This is a genomic window from Oxobacter pfennigii (assembly GCF_001317355.1).
Classification (GTDB): domain Bacteria; phylum Bacillota; class Clostridia; order Clostridiales; family Oxobacteraceae; genus Oxobacter; species Oxobacter pfennigii.
In genome coordinates this window covers 18,808-37,979 of record NZ_LKET01000030.1, presented here as the reverse complement: position 1 = coordinate 37,979, position 19,172 = coordinate 18,808, and the positions used below count along the sequence as shown (strand labels likewise).

At 43.0% G+C, this 19,172-nt stretch carries 14 protein-coding genes and 2 pseudogenes; 5 read left to right on the top strand and 11 right to left on the bottom strand.

Features of this window, described 5'->3' with window-relative positions; genetic code table 11:
• Window positions 1-18 precede the first annotated feature (18 nt).
• Window positions 19-3,162, bottom strand: a complete 3,144-nt coding sequence (locus OXPF_RS09670) for a cell wall-binding repeat-containing protein (RefSeq protein ID WP_054875008.1) — start codon at window positions 3,160-3,162, stop codon at window positions 19-21.
• Window positions 3,163-3,658: 496 nt separating this feature from the next.
• On the opposite strand from OXPF_RS09670, the gene OXPF_RS09665 reads away from it, so the two are divergent.
• Both OXPF_RS09665 and OXPF_RS23635 read left to right on the top strand, forming a co-directional pair.
• Window positions 3,659-3,913 carry a hypothetical protein gene (locus OXPF_RS09665; protein WP_054875007.1) on the top strand — a complete coding sequence of 85 codons (255 nt, stop codon included), beginning with the start codon at window positions 3,659-3,661 and terminating at the stop codon, window positions 3,911-3,913.
• Window positions 3,914-4,064: 151 nt separating this feature from the next.
• Window positions 4,065-4,214, top strand: coding sequence for a hypothetical protein (locus OXPF_RS23635; protein ID WP_423230579.1), 150 nt, complete (start codon window positions 4,065-4,067; stop codon window positions 4,212-4,214).
• Window positions 4,215-4,228: 14 nt separating this feature from the next.
• Here the strand turns inward: OXPF_RS23635 and OXPF_RS23630 are convergent.
• From OXPF_RS23630 to OXPF_RS09660, 3 genes and pseudogenes are all read right to left on the bottom strand, one after another.
• Window positions 4,229-4,312 (bottom strand): annotated as a pseudogene (locus tag OXPF_RS23630) (hypothetical protein); the annotation flags it as partial.
• A 55-nt stretch (window positions 4,313-4,367) separates the two neighbouring features.
• A pseudogene (locus OXPF_RS21730) lies at window positions 4,368-4,565 on the bottom strand (integrase core domain-containing protein); the annotation flags it as partial.
• A 239-nt stretch (window positions 4,566-4,804) separates the two neighbouring features.
• The gene (locus tag OXPF_RS09660; RefSeq protein WP_423230578.1) at window positions 4,805-7,072 is read right to left on the bottom strand and encodes an ATP-binding cassette domain-containing protein; all 2,268 of its coding nucleotides are present in this window, start codon (window positions 7,070-7,072) and stop codon (window positions 4,805-4,807) included.
• A gap of 89 nt (window positions 7,073-7,161) precedes the next feature.
• Between OXPF_RS09660 and OXPF_RS09655 the strand changes: the two genes are divergently transcribed.
• The gene (locus OXPF_RS09655; RefSeq protein ID WP_054875005.1) at window positions 7,162-8,100 is read left to right on the top strand and encodes a helix-turn-helix transcriptional regulator; all 939 of its coding nucleotides are present in this window, start codon (window positions 7,162-7,164) and stop codon (window positions 8,098-8,100) included.
• Window positions 8,101-8,147: 47 nt separating this feature from the next.
• On the opposite strand, the gene OXPF_RS09650 is transcribed toward OXPF_RS09655, so the two are convergent.
• Window positions 8,148-8,873, bottom strand: a complete 726-nt coding sequence (locus OXPF_RS09650) for a MerR family DNA-binding transcriptional regulator (protein ID WP_054875004.1) — start codon at window positions 8,871-8,873, stop codon at window positions 8,148-8,150.
• A gap of 155 nt (window positions 8,874-9,028) precedes the next feature.
• Between OXPF_RS09650 and OXPF_RS09645 the strand changes: the two genes are divergently transcribed.
• Complete coding sequence (locus tag OXPF_RS09645) at window positions 9,029-11,479, top strand: ATP-binding cassette domain-containing protein (RefSeq protein ID WP_054875003.1); 2,451 nt, start codon at window positions 9,029-9,031, stop codon at window positions 11,477-11,479.
• A gap of 443 nt (window positions 11,480-11,922) precedes the next feature.
• The gene (locus OXPF_RS09640; protein ID WP_054875002.1) at window positions 11,923-12,561 is read left to right on the top strand and encodes an alpha/beta fold hydrolase; all 639 of its coding nucleotides are present in this window, start codon (window positions 11,923-11,925) and stop codon (window positions 12,559-12,561) included.
• 292 nt (window positions 12,562-12,853) lie between these two features.
• Here OXPF_RS09640 and OXPF_RS09635 read toward each other — a convergent pair whose 3' ends face one another.
• The 6 genes from OXPF_RS09635 to OXPF_RS09610 all read right to left on the bottom strand — a co-directional run bounded on the left by OXPF_RS09635 (window position 12,854) and on the right by OXPF_RS09610 (window position 18,837).
• Complete coding sequence (locus OXPF_RS09635) at window positions 12,854-14,485, bottom strand: nickel ABC transporter substrate-binding protein (protein WP_479724482.1); 1,632 nt, start codon at window positions 14,483-14,485, stop codon at window positions 12,854-12,856.
• Between the two features lie 29 nt (window positions 14,486-14,514).
• Window positions 14,515-15,267: an ABC transporter ATP-binding protein gene (locus tag OXPF_RS09630; RefSeq protein ID WP_054875000.1), complete on the bottom strand. Its 753-nt coding sequence runs from the start codon at window positions 15,265-15,267 to the stop codon at window positions 14,515-14,517.
• Window positions 15,264-16,043 carry an ATP-binding cassette domain-containing protein gene (locus OXPF_RS09625; RefSeq protein WP_054874999.1) on the bottom strand — a complete coding sequence of 260 codons (780 nt, stop codon included), beginning with the start codon at window positions 16,041-16,043 and terminating at the stop codon, window positions 15,264-15,266. The genes OXPF_RS09630 and OXPF_RS09625 overlap by 4 nt, the downstream gene beginning before the upstream one ends.
• Entirely contained in the window at window positions 16,033-16,851 is an 819-nt protein-coding gene (locus tag OXPF_RS09620) for an ABC transporter permease (protein ID WP_054874998.1), read from the bottom strand. The genes OXPF_RS09625 and OXPF_RS09620 overlap by 11 nt, the downstream gene beginning before the upstream one ends.
• Window positions 16,848-17,798 (bottom strand): ABC transporter permease, encoded by a 951-nt coding sequence (locus tag OXPF_RS09615; protein ID WP_201779701.1) that lies wholly within the window; start codon window positions 17,796-17,798, stop codon window positions 16,848-16,850. The genes OXPF_RS09620 and OXPF_RS09615 overlap by 4 nt, the downstream gene beginning before the upstream one ends.
• Before the next feature lie 181 nt (window positions 17,799-17,979).
• Window positions 17,980-18,837 (bottom strand): helix-turn-helix domain-containing protein, encoded by an 858-nt coding sequence (locus OXPF_RS09610; RefSeq protein WP_242854378.1) that lies wholly within the window; start codon window positions 18,835-18,837, stop codon window positions 17,980-17,982.
• Between the last annotated feature and the right edge of the window lie 335 nt (window positions 18,838-19,172).

The window sequence follows — 19,172 nt, the reverse complement described above, 5'->3', positions numbered from 1 at the left end:
TAATCCTCCTCAGGCCAATTACCGGACATTAAGATGTCCGTGTGGATTTTTATAGCTTTCAACTTTGCCGTCGGCATTAAAATAAACTACATCCCAGCTGTATACAAACTGTCCGGGTTCAGTGTATACCCAGAAAACCGTACCGGTCCCGAAATCATCCACTCCATAGGGTGTGCCCATAGCTTTCAAAACCTCATCTTTGGTTGAACCCACAGAAAATGGAGGCTCGGAAGGAGCGGGGTCTGCGAGGTTTAACTTTAAATTCCCGCCGTCATACCATCCCTTTACAATCCCATTTTTATCCATACCTACCCATGAAGTCCCGTAATACCAGACGGTATCATAATAAATTTCTTCCCATTTATCAATGTCATAGTAGATGCCCAGCCTGTCATTAAGTCCGTAATAACTGCCTCCTGATATTGTGCCGGGAGTCCCCATGGCTTTTATCACATCATCCCTGGTTGAACCTATATCTATGGCCCCGGCCGAAGGCTCGGCATTGCCTAGATGTACCCTGAGCTCCCCTGCGTTTTTATAAAATTCCACTTTTTTTTGCTCATTAAAATACACGACTGAATTGCCGTATTCCCATGTAGCATATTTTTTTAGACGTGCATAGTCGCTTGTCATTTTATCGGGAGCACCCAGGGCATTTGCCACATCTTCATATGACGACCCTATAGTAAACGGGATACTGCTTCCGTTTCCCAATGTTATTTTTAAATTCCTGCCGTTGTTATCCCAGGAGTATACCCTCATATTTTCATCCAGCCCGATTGTGGAATTCCCATAGCTTACCTGATAATAACTGGTATTTGATAATTCCCTGATAATAGATTCAGGTGTCCCCATGACCTTCCCTATATCTTCCAGTGTTGAACCTATGGTAAAAGGAGGTGCAGCCTCTTCAACTGCCCCAAGTGAAACTCTAAGCTGTCCGCGGTTTTGCCATCCGTATACCTTTTTCTGTTCATCGAAATAAATCTCGGAAAACCCATACCTCCAGGTCCAGCCGGGCCTGTAATACCCGCTTTCCGGAGTATTAATATAGTCGGGCTCGCCCATGGCTGCTCTTACCTCTTCTTCAGATGAGCCAATAGTGATTGCTGCATATGACGGGTCAGGATGATTTAGGTCTGCCTTCATATCCGTGCTAAAGTAGTCATCCAGATTGTATACTCTGCCATCATGGTCAAATGATATTTTCGAATAGTTATATTCCCATATCTCTCCCGGAAGGCCGGCATAGTCAATCTTTTCACTTATCACATGGGGCTGTCCCATGGCTTTAGCCACATCTTCCCTGTCTGAGCCGATAATTATAGGAGGAGCTTTGGGGTCCTTATCCCAGGGCACAAATTTCAATACACTTGTGTTATTGCTCATACGCACTATCTTCCATTCTGCATTGAAATTTATAAGCGATATATCGTATCTCCATGTTAAGCCTTCAAATTCGTTGGGATACCCCAGTTTTTTCAATACATCTTCCTTCGAAGACCCGACAGAAAGAAGCGGCGCTGAAGGATCTATTACCGAAGTGTCCATTTTAAGGTCTCCTTTATTTTCCCACTTGATTATATTCCCGTCTGCATCAAAATAAACAGTAGACTTACCATACCTGAAGGCATGGTCAAAATCATTGCCTGTAGTGGTTATCGGACCTTCATCCGGAGTCCCCATGACCTTTAATACATCACCTTCCAAAGACTCAAAATCAATGCCGGGAGCGGAAGGATCTGCCTCGCTTACAAATACCTTCAAATTGCCAAGATTATTATAACCTGTAACTTTCCCATCCTTAAAACGCACAGTTGATTCTCCATACCACCATTCTCTAAGGCTGGCCATGTCTCCGTTTTCAGTCATCAGTCTGGTAGGTGTGCCCATTACTTTAACTACATCCACATATGAAGAGCCGATAGTAAAGGGAGAAGCGTTAATATCTTTAACACCCATGGCAATTTTGGGACTCCTATAATTATCCCAGCCTATTACCTTATAAGGATTGGTATTCATGGTAAAATAAATCCTGGCATCATAGTAGGTTAGCTCATATAATTGGCCCCGTCCCTCTCCTATAGGCTGGCCCATTATATCCAGCACTTCATCCAGAGTTGACCCCAATGTCACTTTGCCGCTTACAATGGGCTCCCTGCTTTGCAGTACCTGCAGGGTGTCCTGAGGGATTACCCCTTCACCGCCTATGACGTAACAGCTATTTTCCGGCGTAGTCTCCTGCAGACTGGATACAAAGCCTACGGTGACATCATCCGGGGTTTTTGAAGTCAGCAGGATGGATGAAGAATGCCTTGACGCAAAGGGCGAACCTGCAAGGGCGTCAGGGAAATCTTCCCCTGTTGCTATTAGCATGCTGTTAAAGTCAATGTCCTCTTTGAAACGGTTTATTATATTGACATTGGTTTCATAACGGTCTTTTCCCCATACTCTTTCACTGGAGGAAAACTGGCCGGCAACAGCATCGCTTATAACACCCGTACCTCCGACTACATAAGATTTGGATATGGATTTATCATTGATAAAATCCGTTACCGCAGAGGAAATATTATCCCTTGATACTAAAAGTATGGGAATTTGCTTTTTTGCAGCGATAGGCGCAATTGACAAAGCATCGGGATAATCGTCGCCCGTCGCCACCACAACCGAATCGAAATTATTCAGTTTTTTTGCTACTTCCACCGATGTTGCCGCCCTGTCCGGGCCATAAATTCTCTCAACTTCTATGGCATTTTGCTGTCCCGGATAAGTGAGCTTTGATATGTCCGACTCCACAGCACCCGATACTGCTCCGGTACCGCCTATTATATATACCTTTTTCACCTTAAGCCTTTTAAGTTCCTGTTCTGTTTCAGGAGCAAGCCTTGACTTTTGTGTAAGAAATATAGGAGCATTATAATATGCTGCAAGGGGAGCTGAACTAAGGGCATCAGGAAAATCCTCTCCCGTTGCAACGACGACTATGTCCGACTGTTCCCACCCTGAATTTGATATGCTTGCAGCTGTGCTGTATCTGTTATCACCTGCAAGCCTTGTGGCATCGGAAAATGCATAAGCCTCTTGTTGAGTAAAAATTAAAGATGTTAAAATCATAAATGTAAATAGTATGAAACCATTTAAAAACCATCTGCAACTTTTCATATTCGAACCGCCTCTTTATTTTATAAAGTTTATAAATTTGGGACATAGTAAACCACAACCTGATTCGCACACGTATAGAAATGCATAATTCTATTTTAGTATTGAAACCTCTATGTTTATATGCAAATATATTGGTCCAAGTAGTACAATCTTCCTGACATTCTATAATGTACCTGTAAAACAAGACACGATTTAAAAAAACGAAGTGACATGTTAAAATAAAACAGTATATAAAATTAATCGAAGAACACATTTCTGAATGCACTTCTCTTTATGAAGCTGCCGTCAAACGCGGCTCGACGGTTGCACCAAAAACAGGCCGCATTAAAGGTGTATATACAGTATTAAAATTGTATGGAGAAACTTCACTTTGCCTTAACATAGCAACAGGTATGGCTCCAATCTCAAGGATAATTGAGGCGCAATTAAATATAAGATATACTTTTATTATGAAATATAATAATATTACAATTTTTTAAATTTAGGAGTGGTAAATATGAACTTATCAATTTTTATGATAATAAGCATTGTTCTAAGTATTGCTATATATAAATTGTCTCAAAGCCAAACTCCAATTCAGATTATGCTTTTAGGATTTGAACTTACATTTATAGGGGGATTCATTTCTATATGGGTTCATATGAATACTGTAAATGCAAAAGATGCCCCTGTAGTTATTGGAATAGGATATTTATTCTTTTTTACAGGTCTTCTTCTTAATATGTTAGGATTTATAAAAAAGATAAAATAGAAGCATAATTTGATATTTTACATTAACCTGGAAAAACAGAAAACAGAAAAATTATATACATTACCACGAAAAGAGAGGCAATTTGGAGGTCACTGAAAATGTCTCCCTCAGGGCTTAGAAAATTGAAAGGGTGTAGTATTCACATGTAAATGTGGAAACTACACCCTTTAACAGGGCATACAAACAGGTTAAGAACAACAACGGAGCGCCTGGCATTGACGGAATGTTAGTAGATGATGCGCTTCCATGGCTAAAAGAGAAATACCATTTGTATGGCACAAGTATATCAGGCAGTTCATGATGTATCCGGTTGCATTTGGAGCATCTAAGCCTGTGTACCACTAGCTCCAACTTTTCGCTTCTACTGCTTAGAGCTATCCGCTTACGGCTTCCGCTCACTCTAAGTTCTGAGTGCAGTGGTCAAGCTTTTTTGTAACACCTTGACCTAATATTTTTAATTTTTATATCTTGCTTCAAATGGTGTTAATCCTTCATTAAATGAATGAGGCCTTACATAGTTATACCACACATATGAAAAATAATTTACTGATTCATTGAGTTCTTCATCATTATGATAATAGTGATGATATATTAATTCATTTTTTAAAGTATTAAAATATCTTTTCATTGGTGCATTATCATAGGGGCATCCAGGTCCTTTGATTTACTCAGGTATCAAAAGGTGTACCTTTTGGTACCGAAGTAAACAAAACGCCATCAATTTACAGGTGGTCTTTTTTTGCTTTCAGCCGCCGGTAGAAGCTGCTCCTGCTGATTTGCAGCATCTAAAGAGCAGTATAAAACTAAACTGTTTATGGGCACTGCCAAGTAAGATGTCTAAAAAGACAAGGGGCTGTCGCATTTGACACACTGCATTTGCTGTCCAAATATTTATGTTTGACTGCCTAAATACTGTTTCAGGTGAATACTTGTAACGGATTGTTTACAATTAAGCAGCTCCTGCGGTATGCCTTCAAATATAATCTTGCCGCCCTGTTCCCCTGCTCCCGGGCCTAAATCAATCACCCAATCCCCGTGACAAATCATCTCTAAATTGTGTTCAATGACGATAAGGGTGCTGCCTTTGTACAGTAATTCCGCGAACACAGCCAGCAAGGTTTCTATATCGGAAAAATGAAGTCCCGTCGTCGGTTCATCAAATACATATATTTTCCCTTGCCGTTCTAATTCCGCGGCTAATTTAAGCCGCTGCAATTCGCCTCCGGACAGTGTGGTAAGAGACTGTCCCAGGCTTAAATATCCCAGACCAACCTTTTTCAGCTGTTTTAGCTTGTCAATAATAGCCGGTTCCGTAAAAAAGCCTGCCGCTTCATCCACATCTAAATTAAGCACTTCATTAATGTTTTTTCCATGATACAGATATTTCAGCACCCGTTGAGTAAAGCGCTTTCCGCCGCAAACCTCACATATATCCGTTACGCTTTCCATAAAAGCCAGATCAAGTTCAACTAAACCAAGACCCTTACAATTCGGGCAGGCTCCTTTTGAGTTGAAGCTGAAACACGAATTGCCCACACTATTCTCCTGTGCAAACAAATCCCGGATATTATCAAAGATGCCTGTGAAGGTAGCGATATTCGAGCGCCGGTTTGTTGTAACCGGTTTTTGGTCGATAACAACACATTCGGGATAGCGCTGCGTCAGTATTCTATCAAACAAAGTGCTTTTTCCGGAACCGGCAACACCGGTTACCACAGTTAATACTCCTTTAGGTATCCGTACATCTATATTGTGAAGGTTGAACATGGAAGCATTGTTAATTTCCAGCCAGCCCCTTGGCTTTCTGTTGCTGCTCTTAATACTGTGTTTTTGCAGTATATATTTTGAGGTCAAGGTGTATGCTGTATAAAAAGTGTCTATATCCCCTTGAAATATAATTTCCCCTCCGTTTTTCCCCGAATGGGACCCCATTTCAATTATTTTGTCTGCAATCTGAATAACATCCGGGTCGTGTTCTACAATCAGAATTGTATTGCCCTTATCTCTAAGCTTGACAAACAAGCGGTTGATTTTGTGAATATCAGCCGGATGAAGCCCTATGCTTGGTTCGTCAAAAATGTAAATCAACCCGTTCAAACTGCTTCCCAGCTGCCGTATCATTTTGATACGCTGTGATTCACCCCCAGATAAAGTCGAAGTGGCCCGGTTTAGCGTTAAATATCCAAGGCCTACATTTTCCGCAAAGGCAAGCTGCTGTAAAATAGCCTGTATTACGGTATCAACCTGGCTGACATGGATAGACTCTATAAAAGCAATTAGCTCCGTAATCGTCATATTGGCGCAATCCGTAATATTTTTCCCATGGATTTTACAACCGGATACTTTAGGGTTCAGCCGGCTGCCGGAACAGGCAGGACAAACTTTTTCTATCACAATCCGGTTTATATCTGCTTGATACCGTTTTGCGTCACGGCAGTTTCTTGACAGGTATGTTCTTTTGATACGCGGTATTACTCCCTCATATTTCGAGGTGGGCGGCCATTCACCCGTTGCATTTGCAGGCTTGAACCCGGACTTGTAAAGCAGAGTATCAAGTTCGTCCGGTGTGTAGTCTTTCAGTTTCTTATCATTGTCAAAAAGTCCAGTGTGTATATAGCGTTTCCACCGGACACCGCCGGGATAAAATGTAGGAAAACGGATAGCCCCTTCATTGAGGGATTTCTCCTTATCCAATAATCGGCCGATGTCAAAATCCTGTACAACGCCAAGGCCTTGACATTCCTTGCACATCCCTTGCGGATTATTAAAGGAAAAAACATCGGAGTATCCTACAAAAGGAGTACCTATTCTTGAAAACAAAAGCCGCAGCAAGCTATAAATGTCTGTGACCGTGCCAACTGTGGAACGGTTGTTGTCACCAAGTCTTTTTTGGTTGATAATGATGGAAACAGACAAGTTTTGTATGGATTCCACATCAGGCTTTCCATAACGGGGCAGGCGGCTCCTGATAAAACTGGAGTAGGTTTCGTTTAGTTGTCTTTGTGATTCTGCCGCAATGGTATCAAACACCAATGCCGATTTTCCGGAGCCGGAAACGCCGACAACGGATGTAATTTTACTTTTGGGAATGGATATGCTTACATTTTTTAAGCTTTTTTCTTTTGCCCCTGTGATAATAATTTCATTCGTAATAATGATATTACCTCCAATCTTGATTTGTTCTCACGCTGATTGTACAATAAAACCATGCCAATACATGTCATGGTTTATTGAGGAGGCGGGAAAAAATGAGTAAAACCACAAAACTGTTTGACTTGCTGCTTTATGTAAACACAAAGCGAAGCTTTACGGCAAACGAAATTGCCCGGGAGTTTGATATTTCCGTTCGGACGGCACACAGATATTTGCTGGAATTAGAAGAAATGGGCGTGCCGTTATATACAGAGCCGGGCAGAAACGGCGGCTATCGTATTTTATCCAGCCGGGTGCTGCCCCCCATCATTTTTAATGAAGATGAAGCCCTTGCTATCTTTTTCTCATTTCAATCTTTGAAATATTTTAAGTCCCTGCCCTTTGAAGTGGATATTGAATCGGTATCCAGGAAACTGCTGGTGCGGCTGCCGGATGATGTGAAAAAGCATGTGGGAAATTTAGAATCCACTTTGCTGTTTTGGAATCATAAGCGGGATACAGATACACCGCTTCTGAAAACAGCCATACAAAAAGCGGCGCAGAAAAAGATAATTGATATAAAATATAAATCAAAAAGAGAAGTTACATCCAGGACAATCGCGCCCATCGGTGTGTACGCAAATCATGGAGTATGGTATATGCCCGCTCATGACTGGCAAAGTAGAGAAATGCGCATGTTTAGGGTAGACAGAGTTTTAGAGATCAGCGATTCAGAAAAGGAGTACTCTCATCCTGATACAACACTATATGATATACTCCATTCCTATGAAGTAAAGGAACCTGTTCATTTATATGTGAAGTTATCAGACCAAGGGATGCTTTCCTGCAAAGATAATCCATATTTTGAAACAAGCATTTGTAGTAATACTGATGGTGCGGGCGGGTTTATCAATCAAACAATAGACCGTTCAGACTTTGATTATGCCAGCCGCTTTTTTATGGGGCTGGGCGTGGAAGCTGAAGTTATACAGCCTTTGGAAATGCGGGAAAATATACGCAGGATGGCGCAGGATATACAGGAACAATATAAATAAACCTGCATTATACTATACCGTATCCCGTTTCGCTGGCCGTGGCGGGTTTAACAGAAAGCCTGAAACCGTCCGCTTTCAACCTGCTGGCAGAGAGAATAAAGGGCCGCAGCAGCCTTCATTTGCAGGCGGTTTATTTTGTTTATCCGCGCGTTAATATTTTCGATAACTATATGGATTTGTTCAAGGCTGGAGATGTCAAAATTCCTATAAGCTTCTTCCATTGCGCTTATAAAATGCTTTCCCCGGTGTGTCTTTACAGACAGCTTTATTGCGTATAAGGTCAGCAATTGCTTTATGTGCATACCGTTATAAAACCTATACCCGTTTGCCGGATTGCGCAATGGCAAAATTAAGCCGGCTTTCTCCCAAAACCTGATGGTAGTAACCGGAATACCCGTTTCTTTACTTACTTCCTTTATCATCATGTTATTTTTTGAAGCAGGGACGGAGCGTCTATCAGTTAACATACCGGAAAATTTCTTTGCAATTTGCCTGTCATTCCACAAATCTGCCTGGGCGCCATTTAAGAGCTGAAAGGCAGTATCAATATCCTTATTCTGAACCTTCTTCAAAACTGACTTGATGAAAGTCAAATCAAAGGCCGGGAGCATTTCTCTTACGCATACAAAATAAGCGGCATGTTCCTCCGTATATTCCCTGTATCCTGCCGAAGTACGGTTTGGTTTAGGCGCCAGCCCCATATCTTCATATACCCGCAATGTCGTCGTACTGACATTTAATCTGCGGGCTATATCCACCGGACGGATTGCCATAGTTATCACCCCTATACAAATGAAAACATTATACTATATATGTAAGGTTATTTTCAATAATACCTTAAGTATAATTTGTATCAGGCCGGAAACCTTAATAGTTGCAATAATGTTATACAATATATATAGAAGGGGATTTTACAAGGAGGTATTATATGTCAGTCATAAAAATCTTGAAAGCCGGCGAAGGCAATTTAAAGAATATTTCATTGGAAATACCCAAGAATAAACTGGTGGTATTTACCGGGCTTTCCGGCTCCGGTAAATCAACATTACTCGTCGATGTTCTTTTCAACGAATGCCAGAGGCAGTATCTGGAGGCCATGTCTTTTCAGGGAATCCACAAACCAAAGGTGGAACGTATCCGGGGCCTTTCACCTGCCATTGTAATTTCACAAACAGATGCAAACAGAAATCCCCGCTCAACTGTGGGAACAATGACAGATATCTATACCGATTTACGTATGGTATATGAAAAGCTGGGGGTTCGGACATGCCCCCATTGCGGCAAAAGCATTTCTTCCGCAGACTGCAAGGAAGAAACGGAAAAGACAGGCGACGATTTTCATGTTTACATGTATTGCAGTGAATGCGGCAAAAGAATGGATAAAATTACCCGCACGGATTTTTCTTTCAACACAAGAGAAGGGGCTTGCCCGGACTGTGAGGGATTGGGGAAAATCCACGGGATAAATAAAAATCAGGTTGTAAATGAAAAGCTGTCTTTGGAAGATGGCGCCATACAGTATTGGGATCAGAAATACGGTAACTATCAAATCTCTGTATTTTATGCTGCCTTGAAGCATTATGGAATTCCCGCCGTGCCGGATACGCCTGTGGAGCAATACAGTGAGCTACAGAAAGCTATTTTGTATGAAGGCATTGAATGCGGGAATGTAAAAAGCGCTTTCCCCAATATAACTCCCCCTAAAACAGCTGCTTCGGGCAGGTTTGAAGGCGTGTTTCCCATATTGCGGCGGCGGCTGTCAGAGAAAGATGGAGATACAAGCCAACTAGGCAAATATTTTGACACCGTAGTTTGCCCAAGCTGCAATGGTGAACGCCTGTGCGAATTGAGCCGCAATGTTACCGTAAAGGGAATGCGTTTGCCGGAAGTTTCAATTTATTCGCTGGAAAAAGTATGCAGCTGGATTGAAGAACTGGGTGCTTCGTTATCAGAAAAGCAGTTTGAGCTTGTAAGGGCTTATCTGCTTGATATAGAAACAAAACTCAAAAGATTTATAAACGTGGGGCTTGGTTATCTTTCCCTTGACCGGCAAACGGTCACTTTGTCGGGAGGCGAGCTGCAGCGCCTGCGCCTTGCGGCAGTTCTGGATTCGGATTTGTCCGGCATAATCTACATTTTGGATGAACCGACAGTTGGGCTTCATCCAAAAGATACGGCAGGGTTGGTAACAATTCTTCAAAAGCTGCGGGACCTGGAAAACACCGTGCTTGTTATCGAACATGACGTTGATGTAATGACTGCCGCCGACTATATTGTGGACATGGGACCCGGTTCGGGAAAATATGGCGGTGAAGTTGTGGCTGCCGGAACACTGGCAGAAATAAAGCGGCACCCCCTTTCTGCAACCGGCGAATATCTTCGAAATCCGCCCCCAGGTAAATCAATTTTCAGAAAGGGATCCGGCGGGGCAATTCATATAAAAAATGCCGGCAGGTTTAATTTAAGGGATATAAGCGTTGATATTCCTGTCGGCTGCCTGACGGCCATTACCGGGCCATCCGGCTCCGGCAAGTCAACCCTGGCCTTTGAAGTGCTGGCAAAAGGGAATTTAAATTCACAGAACAATAGTGTATTTGGACTTGAACAATTTTCAAAGGTGGTTGAAATTGAGCAGTCGGCAATCACGAAAATGAAGCGGTCCAATGTTGCGACATACTCGGAGGTGTATTCTGAAATAAGAAACATATTTGCCAAAACAGATGATGCAAAAAAAGCCGGGTTAACTGCAAAGCACTTTTCTTTTAATACCCCCGGCGGCAGATGTGAAAACTGTGAAGGGCTGGGCTATGTTGACAGCAATATGCTGTTCTTTTCCAATATTGAAGTGACATGCCCCGTATGCAACGGAAGCCAGTTTAACAGCGGTATCCTCTCTGTTAAATATGAGGGTCTTTCAATAAAAGATGTTTTGAAAATGTCCGTCGAAGAAGCAGCTGAATTTTTCAAAAATCATAAAAAAGCAATAAGAATTTTGAAGCTGCTTGAAGATGTGGGACTTGGATATCTGGAGCTTGGGCAGGCGCTGACTACCTTGTCCGGTGGCGAGGGGCAGCGGCTTAAACTTGCTAAGGAGTTAATCGGAGCCCGCACGGAGAAAACAAATTTGTATTTGTTAGACGAGCCGACGACCGGCTTGCACCCAAAAGATATCGAACATTTTCTTGTGCTTATCAATAGTCTGGTGGAAGCCGGCAATACCGTGGTGGTAGTAGAGCATAATCAGCAAGTTATCAAAAGCAGCGATTGGATTATTGACCTTGGCCCGGAAGGGGGCGAAAAGGGCGGGGAGGTTATTTTTACGGGAACTCCCAAAGAATTAGCTGAAACAAGCAGCAGTGTAACAGCAAAATACCTGTAAATCTCATTAACGGAGATTAGGTTAGACATGCCGCCGGTGGCTGCCATGAAATACATTATGCGGAATAAAAAGCAGAAAACTGTATAAAAAAAATCCCTTTCTGCGGTTAGCTGTGATAATTTTGCAGCCGGTTCAGACAGTACCAATTCCTCATCAATGCACTTGTAAAGCAAATTAAAAATACCGCAAGATTCATTTTTGAATAATACGGTATTTTAAAATTGCTCGGATTTCAATATCCCTGTTATCTATACTTCGATGCATAAATATAGCCTAAATCGGTAACTCCAACTTTGTTGATATATAAACAATGAGAAGCTTTTGATAGAAAATTTTTATTCCAAGGTATGGAATCAAGTGATAATATCGTATAGTAAGGTTAATTCAAAATTGTATTATTTTGCATAGTAACGGTTAAAAAAATGGAATAAGGAGTTTTTCTTATGCGAGGATTGGTTTTGTATGGTGCAAACTGCACTCTTGATGTGTGGGATACGCTAAAGAATAAGTTAACAGTACATAATGTTACATTTGTAGAATATCCGCACAATATTACAGAAAAAGCAAACTGTGTTTCAGATATTACTAAGTGGATATACACTATTCATGGAAGTGAGAAGTTTGATTTTATTCTCGGACATAGTATGGGGGGAATTATAGGATTAGAATTGGTTGCAGATTTCGGGTTAAGATGTGACAAAGTAGTTCTTGTAGAGTCCAATTTGAAACCTGCTAAGAACTTTTACCGAAACTTGATGCTGCCTTCCAATATGGAGCAATATGGTAAAAAAATTATTTCTATGATAAAGGAAGAAGCAAGATACTATAATGAGAATTTAAAAAAGGTACTGCAGGAGGAGTTCGATTATACTGATTATATTAGGAAAATAAATTCTAAAATTTATGGAATATATGGAGATAGGGGCCAAAGATGTTATACCAATAGGATTAGTGATTTATGTATTGATGATGATATTGTTGCAAAAATAGACTTCAGATTTGTCGAAGATTCCTGTCATATGCCAATGATTGAAAATCATGAGGCATTAGAAAGTATCATAGAGAGTATTTTAGCAGAATGATAAAGGTTGCAAATATTATCTTTATTAATTTTATATCATATTATCCTTGTTATCTATACTTCGATGCATAAATATAGCCTAAATTGGTAACTCCAACGTTGTTGATATATAAACAATGAGAAACTTTTGATAGAAAATTTTTATTAGAAGGTATGGAATCAAGTGATAATATTGTATAGTAAGATTAATTCAAAATTGTATAATAATACGAAGCAGTCATCTTAATTGAAACCGGAGGCTTCCTGCGAAAATATAGAAATGGCGGGCATGACACCCGCCCTTTCTCCTTTTGCTATTTGAGGGTAATATTTTGTACGGATGTAAAGTTGGCGTCGCCAGGGAAAGTATAATCAGCCACTTTGTCATTGTACAACACAACTTGGTGTGTGTAATAAATAGGTGTGGTCAGACAATTATCCGCCATGGTGGTTAAAATGGTATTGTAAATCTCCCGGATTCGGCCTTCATCCGGAGACGAGTTGATCTCATGGATTAACTTTGCACCTCCCGGGAGATATGCCCCAATCTGCATTACAATCGGGTCCATCGACATACTGGGGTCCATATTGCTGATTACATTTGCGGGATCGTAATATCCGCCCTGTGTTTTGAAAAGCGTAACTCCATAATTCCCGCCGGTTACCATAGCGAACCAATCCATCATAGGCGCCGGTTTGGGAGTAAGTTCAATTCCAATCTTTCTAAGCTGATCGCAGATATAGACCACCATGTCATCGTTGGCAACAGAATCAGTCTGATATGCAAAATCCGCAGACATCCTGATTCCATTTATTTCACGGATTCCGTCGCCGTCCCTATCGGTATATCCGGCACTATCCAGCAATGCAGCGGCCTTGTCCAGATCAAACCTATAGACCTTCTGCTCTGCACCGCAGTAGGGCAGGGATTTGGCAAAGAAGGTGTCAGCCTTCTCATAAAGTCCGCCAAAAATCTGATTGACGGCGCTTTCTCTATCAATGGCGGTTGTGACTGCCTCCCGCACCGCCTGATCTCCGAAAATGGGGCTGCTCAGATTGTAGCCCATATAATAGGTCTGTGTAGCTTTAGCGTCTGCCTTAGCTCCAAACCCATTTCTGTCATTCATCTGCGCATAGCTTTCGGAAGATATTTTAGTGATACCTGAAATAAAGTCCAGCTCTCCATTTTGAAGCGCCAGCACCTTCGCATCATTATCTGGAATGACCTTGATAGAGAAGCTGTCCACATCCGGAGCATCTCCCCAATAGTGAGGGTTACGGGCAAAGGAGTAGGTTTTACCATCCCCATCTCCCTGATACACATACGGTCCCGTTCCATAAGTAGAGGCCGCAAATCCTTCCTTCACCGTCAAATCGTCATTCAACTGATCACCGGAAACAATGGCGAAGGGATTGGGAAGGCACAAATCCCGCAAGGTGCTGTAATAGGGCTGGGTCAAATGCAGCTCTACCGTATATTCATCAGTGGCCGTCACACCGGCAATAATTGTAGAGAGCTTTCCATAACCGCCGTTGTATTGGCCCAGGTTAACCGGAACAGCCAGCAGGGATTTTACCACATCCTCCGAGGTCAGGCCTGTTCCGTCAGAGAACTTCACCCCTTGCCGGAGTTTGAATGTGTAAACCGTGCCATCTTCATTCATTGACCATTCCTCGGCCAAAGAACCCACCATTTTGCCATTCTGGTCGTAATCTACCAGCGTGTCATAAAAGCTGGTGAGATAATAGGTAATACCGTATCCGCTGGACGAGTTTTCCGGGGTGATGATGGGATAGAAGGATTCAAAGCCCCAGCTTTCAGGCAAATTCAAGTGTATTTTTTGCGGCTCGCCTGTACCGGAGGAGGATGGCTTCTCCCCATTTGAGCAGGCTGCTAAGGAAACTATCATAACGGCTGATAGCAGCATTACAAGTAACTTCTTCATGTTCAACATTCCTCCATAATAAATTTGATTTATGTAAGACCGCTTGCGAAAAGCAATATCTTACTGTACTCATGATGAAAAACCGAAGTGTCTCCCGAAAAAGGCGTATGCTCCACTAAAACAGAGTTTTGCATTACCATGATTTCGTCGGCCACTGCAACGGCTAATTCCATGTCATGGGTAATAAATATCAAAGTAAAATCAAGGCTTTCCTGTAAGTCCAGAATTTCTTCTATGATTTTCTTCCGCAGCGGCAAGTCAAACCCATTGGTTGCTTCATCAAAAATCATGCAATCAGGCTCCACCGCCAGCGCCCTGGCAATCGCCACTCTTTTTTGTTCTCCGCCCGACAGCTCGGAAGGGAGCCTGTTATAATAACCCGGCGGGAGGTTGCAAAGCTCTAAAAGCTTTCCGCACCGTTTTCTGCGCTCCAATCTGTCCAACCGCAAAAAGCAGACAAGGGGTTCTTCAATAGATTTTCCTATTGTCATTTTAGGGTCAAGGGCTGAGGCTGAATTTTGCTGTACCAGCTGCACTTTTCTAAAATGATCATTTCCGGCCTTGGTATAGACCGGATTTCCATCCACATAAACATTCCCGCAGCTCGGTTTTTGCAGCCCTGCAATCATCCTGGCCAAGGTGGTTTTGCCGGAGCCGGATTCTCCTACAATGGCATACCGCTTGCCGCTTTGAAAGCTAACTGTAATTGGAGATACGGCAGTCAGTTGTGTTGACGCCATGCCATAAGAAAATGTACAGCTCAAATTTTTTACTTCAATCATGCCCGTTCCCTCCTTTCCAGGCGGCAGGCTCCAAGCAGATATTTTGTATAGTCCTCTTTGGGGCTTTCCATAATCTTCTGTGTACTGCCGTATTCCACCATTTTTCCATGGTTCATAATCAGAATTTGATTTGAGTTAGCCGCTGAACGCAAATCGTGGGTTACGAACAGAACCGACATACCCTCGTCGCAGAGCTTGCGCAATTCCTTCATCAGCCCCATTCTGTTGCAGGCGTCAATGGCCGTTGTCACTTCATCGGCGATTAAGAGGCGTGGGCTATTCATAAGGGCGGCTGCAATCATAACTCGTTGAAGCATCCCGCCCGAGAGGGCAAAGGGGTAGCTTTTCCAAATCCGTTTGGTATCCTCCATTCCCAAGCGCCTCAGGATAGGCTCCACTTGGGTAAAAATCTCAGTTTTTGAAATATCATCATTATGCTTAAGGTACGTCTTTTCAAGCTGCTTTCCAATCCGAACAGACGGATTAAAGGCTGTCATAGGGTTTTGCAGTATGTAACAGACTTCTTTCCCATAAATCTTCTGCAATCGGCCTTTGGCAAGAGCCAGCAAATTCTCACCGCTGTAATCAACCCTGCCCTGGATGATATAGTTTGTATCCAGCAATCCCATAACGGTCCGGCAGACTGTCGTTTTGCCTGCGCCGGAACTGCCGACGATGGAGAGCATCTCCCCCTTGGCAATGCTAAAAGAAATGTTGTCAACCATCTTTTCGCCGGAGGTTAAGGAAATGGTCAGATTACGAACATCAAGCGGCATTGGACCGTTCCCCCTTTCCGATTGAGTCCCGCAGCCCCTCACCAAGAAGGTTAAAGCCTGCGCAGCATACAATCAGGCAGATGCCGGGATAAACAATCAAGCCGGGGTTGGTGTAAATGCTGTTCCTTGCGCTGTTGAGCATAGCGCCCCATTCCGGTGTTCCTGCTATCAGCCCCACCCCTAAGAAGGAGAAGCTTGAAACCGACAGGATTGCCGATGCGATTCCTGTTGTAAAATATACGATAAACTGGGGCAGCACATTAGGGATAATATGCCGTACCACAATGCGCAGGCTGGAAGCTCCGGCAATACGGGCAGACTCCACATATTCTTTTCCGCATTCCGTTTTGGCATAGGAGCGAACCATGCGCATGAACCACGCAGTCATGGATATTCCTATCGCAGCGATGATGCTGGCCACAGAATTATCAATGGAGGATGTAAGGGCCATGGCAATTACAATTAATGGGAAGGCCATGAGAATATCGCACAAAAGCCTGATAATTTCATCAATTATCCCGCCTTTATAGCTGGAATACGAACCGATAAACAAGGACACCGCTGCCAGCACAATAAGCACAGGAATGGTAAGTCCCAGGGAATACCGTGCGCCATAAATGAGCCTTGAAAGCTCACACCGCCCCATGTTGTCGCAGCCGAGAGGATATTCAGCAGAAGGTGAGGCGTTTTTTAAGGTGAGGTCTGTGATATTCGGGTCATTGGGGGCCAAAACCGGCGCAGACAGGCCAATGACAACAAACAGAGCAATAAGTAAAAGCCCTGCAATGACTTGTCTATTTTTTCTCATACCCGCCGCCTCCTGTATGCAGGGCAGATCAGCCCGGAAAGAATATCTGCCGCTGTGTTGAACAACACGAACAACACCGCACTCACTAAGATTGAGCCGGATATTCCGTAAATGTCCATGCTTTCGCAGGATTCCATCAAGTAGATGCCCAGGCCTTGTATGGAAAAAACACTTTCGACCAATGCCGATGTGCCAAACAGGGCAGCGCAATATTGGGCAAACAAGGTGATTGCTGCCGGCAGTGCATTTCTCAAAACTTCTCCATAGATGATTTGGTAGTTTGTGAAGCCCCTGGCCCTGGCATAAAGAACATAATCACTTTTTAGTTCGTTCAGCACCGAAGCCCTCAGCACCCTTATGGAAATACAGGTGATAGGAAAGGACATGGCAACTGACGGCAGTATGAGAGACTTAAAACTGCCGTCTGAAATCACTTTGAATATGGGAATTTCCACGGCAAAGGCTGTCAACAAAATTAGTGCAAGCCAAAAGCTGGGGACACATATACCGATAATGCAGACGATGCGAATGGTATGATCGAATATCCCCCCTCTGAATATAACGGAGAGTGCGGCAACCAAAACGGAGAATACCATAACCCAAAGCATCGACATTGCAATCAAGAAAAAGGTAATGGGCAGTACCTCCATAATATTGTCTATCACCGGTTTGCGGTTTGTAATTGCTGTTCCCAAGTCTCCCCGCACCACACCGGACAGGTAATCCAAATACCTTTCATGAAAAGGCGCGTCTAATCCCAACCGCTCTCTAACTGCCTGGATTTGCTCCTCCGATGCAAATACATTTTGTTTTCGCACAATCATTTCCGCGGGGTCGGTTCCAGTAAAAAGCTGCAGACAAAAACTTAATGTCACAACCCCAAATATCACAATAATAAAGTTCAGTAAGCGCTTAACTAGGCGTTTACCAATACTGGCTGTATCCAATGCAATTCACCGCTTTCTTTCCCGTCTCACTCGAAATTAAGTTAGACATGGCTAACCTTATGTTAAAAAAAGGAGCCGCAGCTTGCGGTTCCTTAATGTTGGCCCCCGGCACACCAATAATACTAACACACGATTCGGGCTTGTTCTACGACCAATCAGGTCTATTTTTAATCCAATCAGTTCACCAATGTTTGTATCGAAACGCCAGTGGAGTCACACCATGCACAGACTTAAAGGCAGCGGTAAACTTTCCTTGATTCTCATATCCTGCGGCTTCGGCTACTTCACCAATACTAAGTCTCTGTTCCGAAAGGAGAAGCCCTGCCGCTGCTTCCATCTTCTTCACTTTCATAAAGGTTCCAATGGAAATACCAGCGATGGATTTGAAGCACCGCTTCATACTGGACTCCGCAACATGAAATTGTTTGGCAAAATCGGCAATCGTCATTTTATCAAAGGGATTATCAATGATATATTGATAGACCTCCTGGGTTTTTTGTGAAGTTTCCTCCGAGAACTGTTGAGGCCGATGCATTGAACGGCTATCCAACAAAGTCAGGAACAGTAACAGTTCAACAATTTTAAGCCAGAAATATGGTCGTTGAATACGTTCATCCACACGATAAAGCTCGCTGAATATATGGTCAACTTCATGCTTGGACTTAATGAGAAGTGTTCGGCCATCACCGCATAGAGAGGCTCTGATGTTTTCAAGATTTATTTCTGCTTGACTGAAATCGGCCCTCAAGGTGTTTTGAGCCGTTTCCATTTCAAGCAAGACCGTTATTCCCCGGTATCTTTTCAGAGGTATTCTGGAATTTACAAACACCTGCTTGTCCCGGCACAGGTTTGTAACGCACAAGTCGCCTTCTCCTAAAAAGCTGACAGAGCCGCCCTCCAGTTCAAATTCATAGCACCCCTCCAGGCAATGATCAATCTGCAAAAAATCCTGCTGGGGCTTAATGGGCTGAAAGCAGGAATCCATATTGAGGTCGTTGTATGAAATTTGAATGCCAGGAGCGACATCAAAGCAATTCATCTCTCCAGCGCCGGACGAACTATCTATACGGCGGATCATGCCACCCTGCCCGTTCTTTAGGCGTGGGAAATATATACCTTGAAAATCGGAGTTGGTTATATTGTTGTTCATGGCTGCCCCTCGCTCCATGTGAAATTCTTTATAGTTGTACAATAAGAGATTGGTGATGATACTCATATCTTACTAACCAAATCATACAGTAAAGCTGTCCGTACATCAACAATTATCAGCTGGCAAGCAGCGGATGACATATACGCACCCGCCATCCGCTGGTTTTTTCTGCCGGGAAACCCGCTCCGGCCTGCTTGTTGGTGCGTTCCCCAAACCCTGTCGAG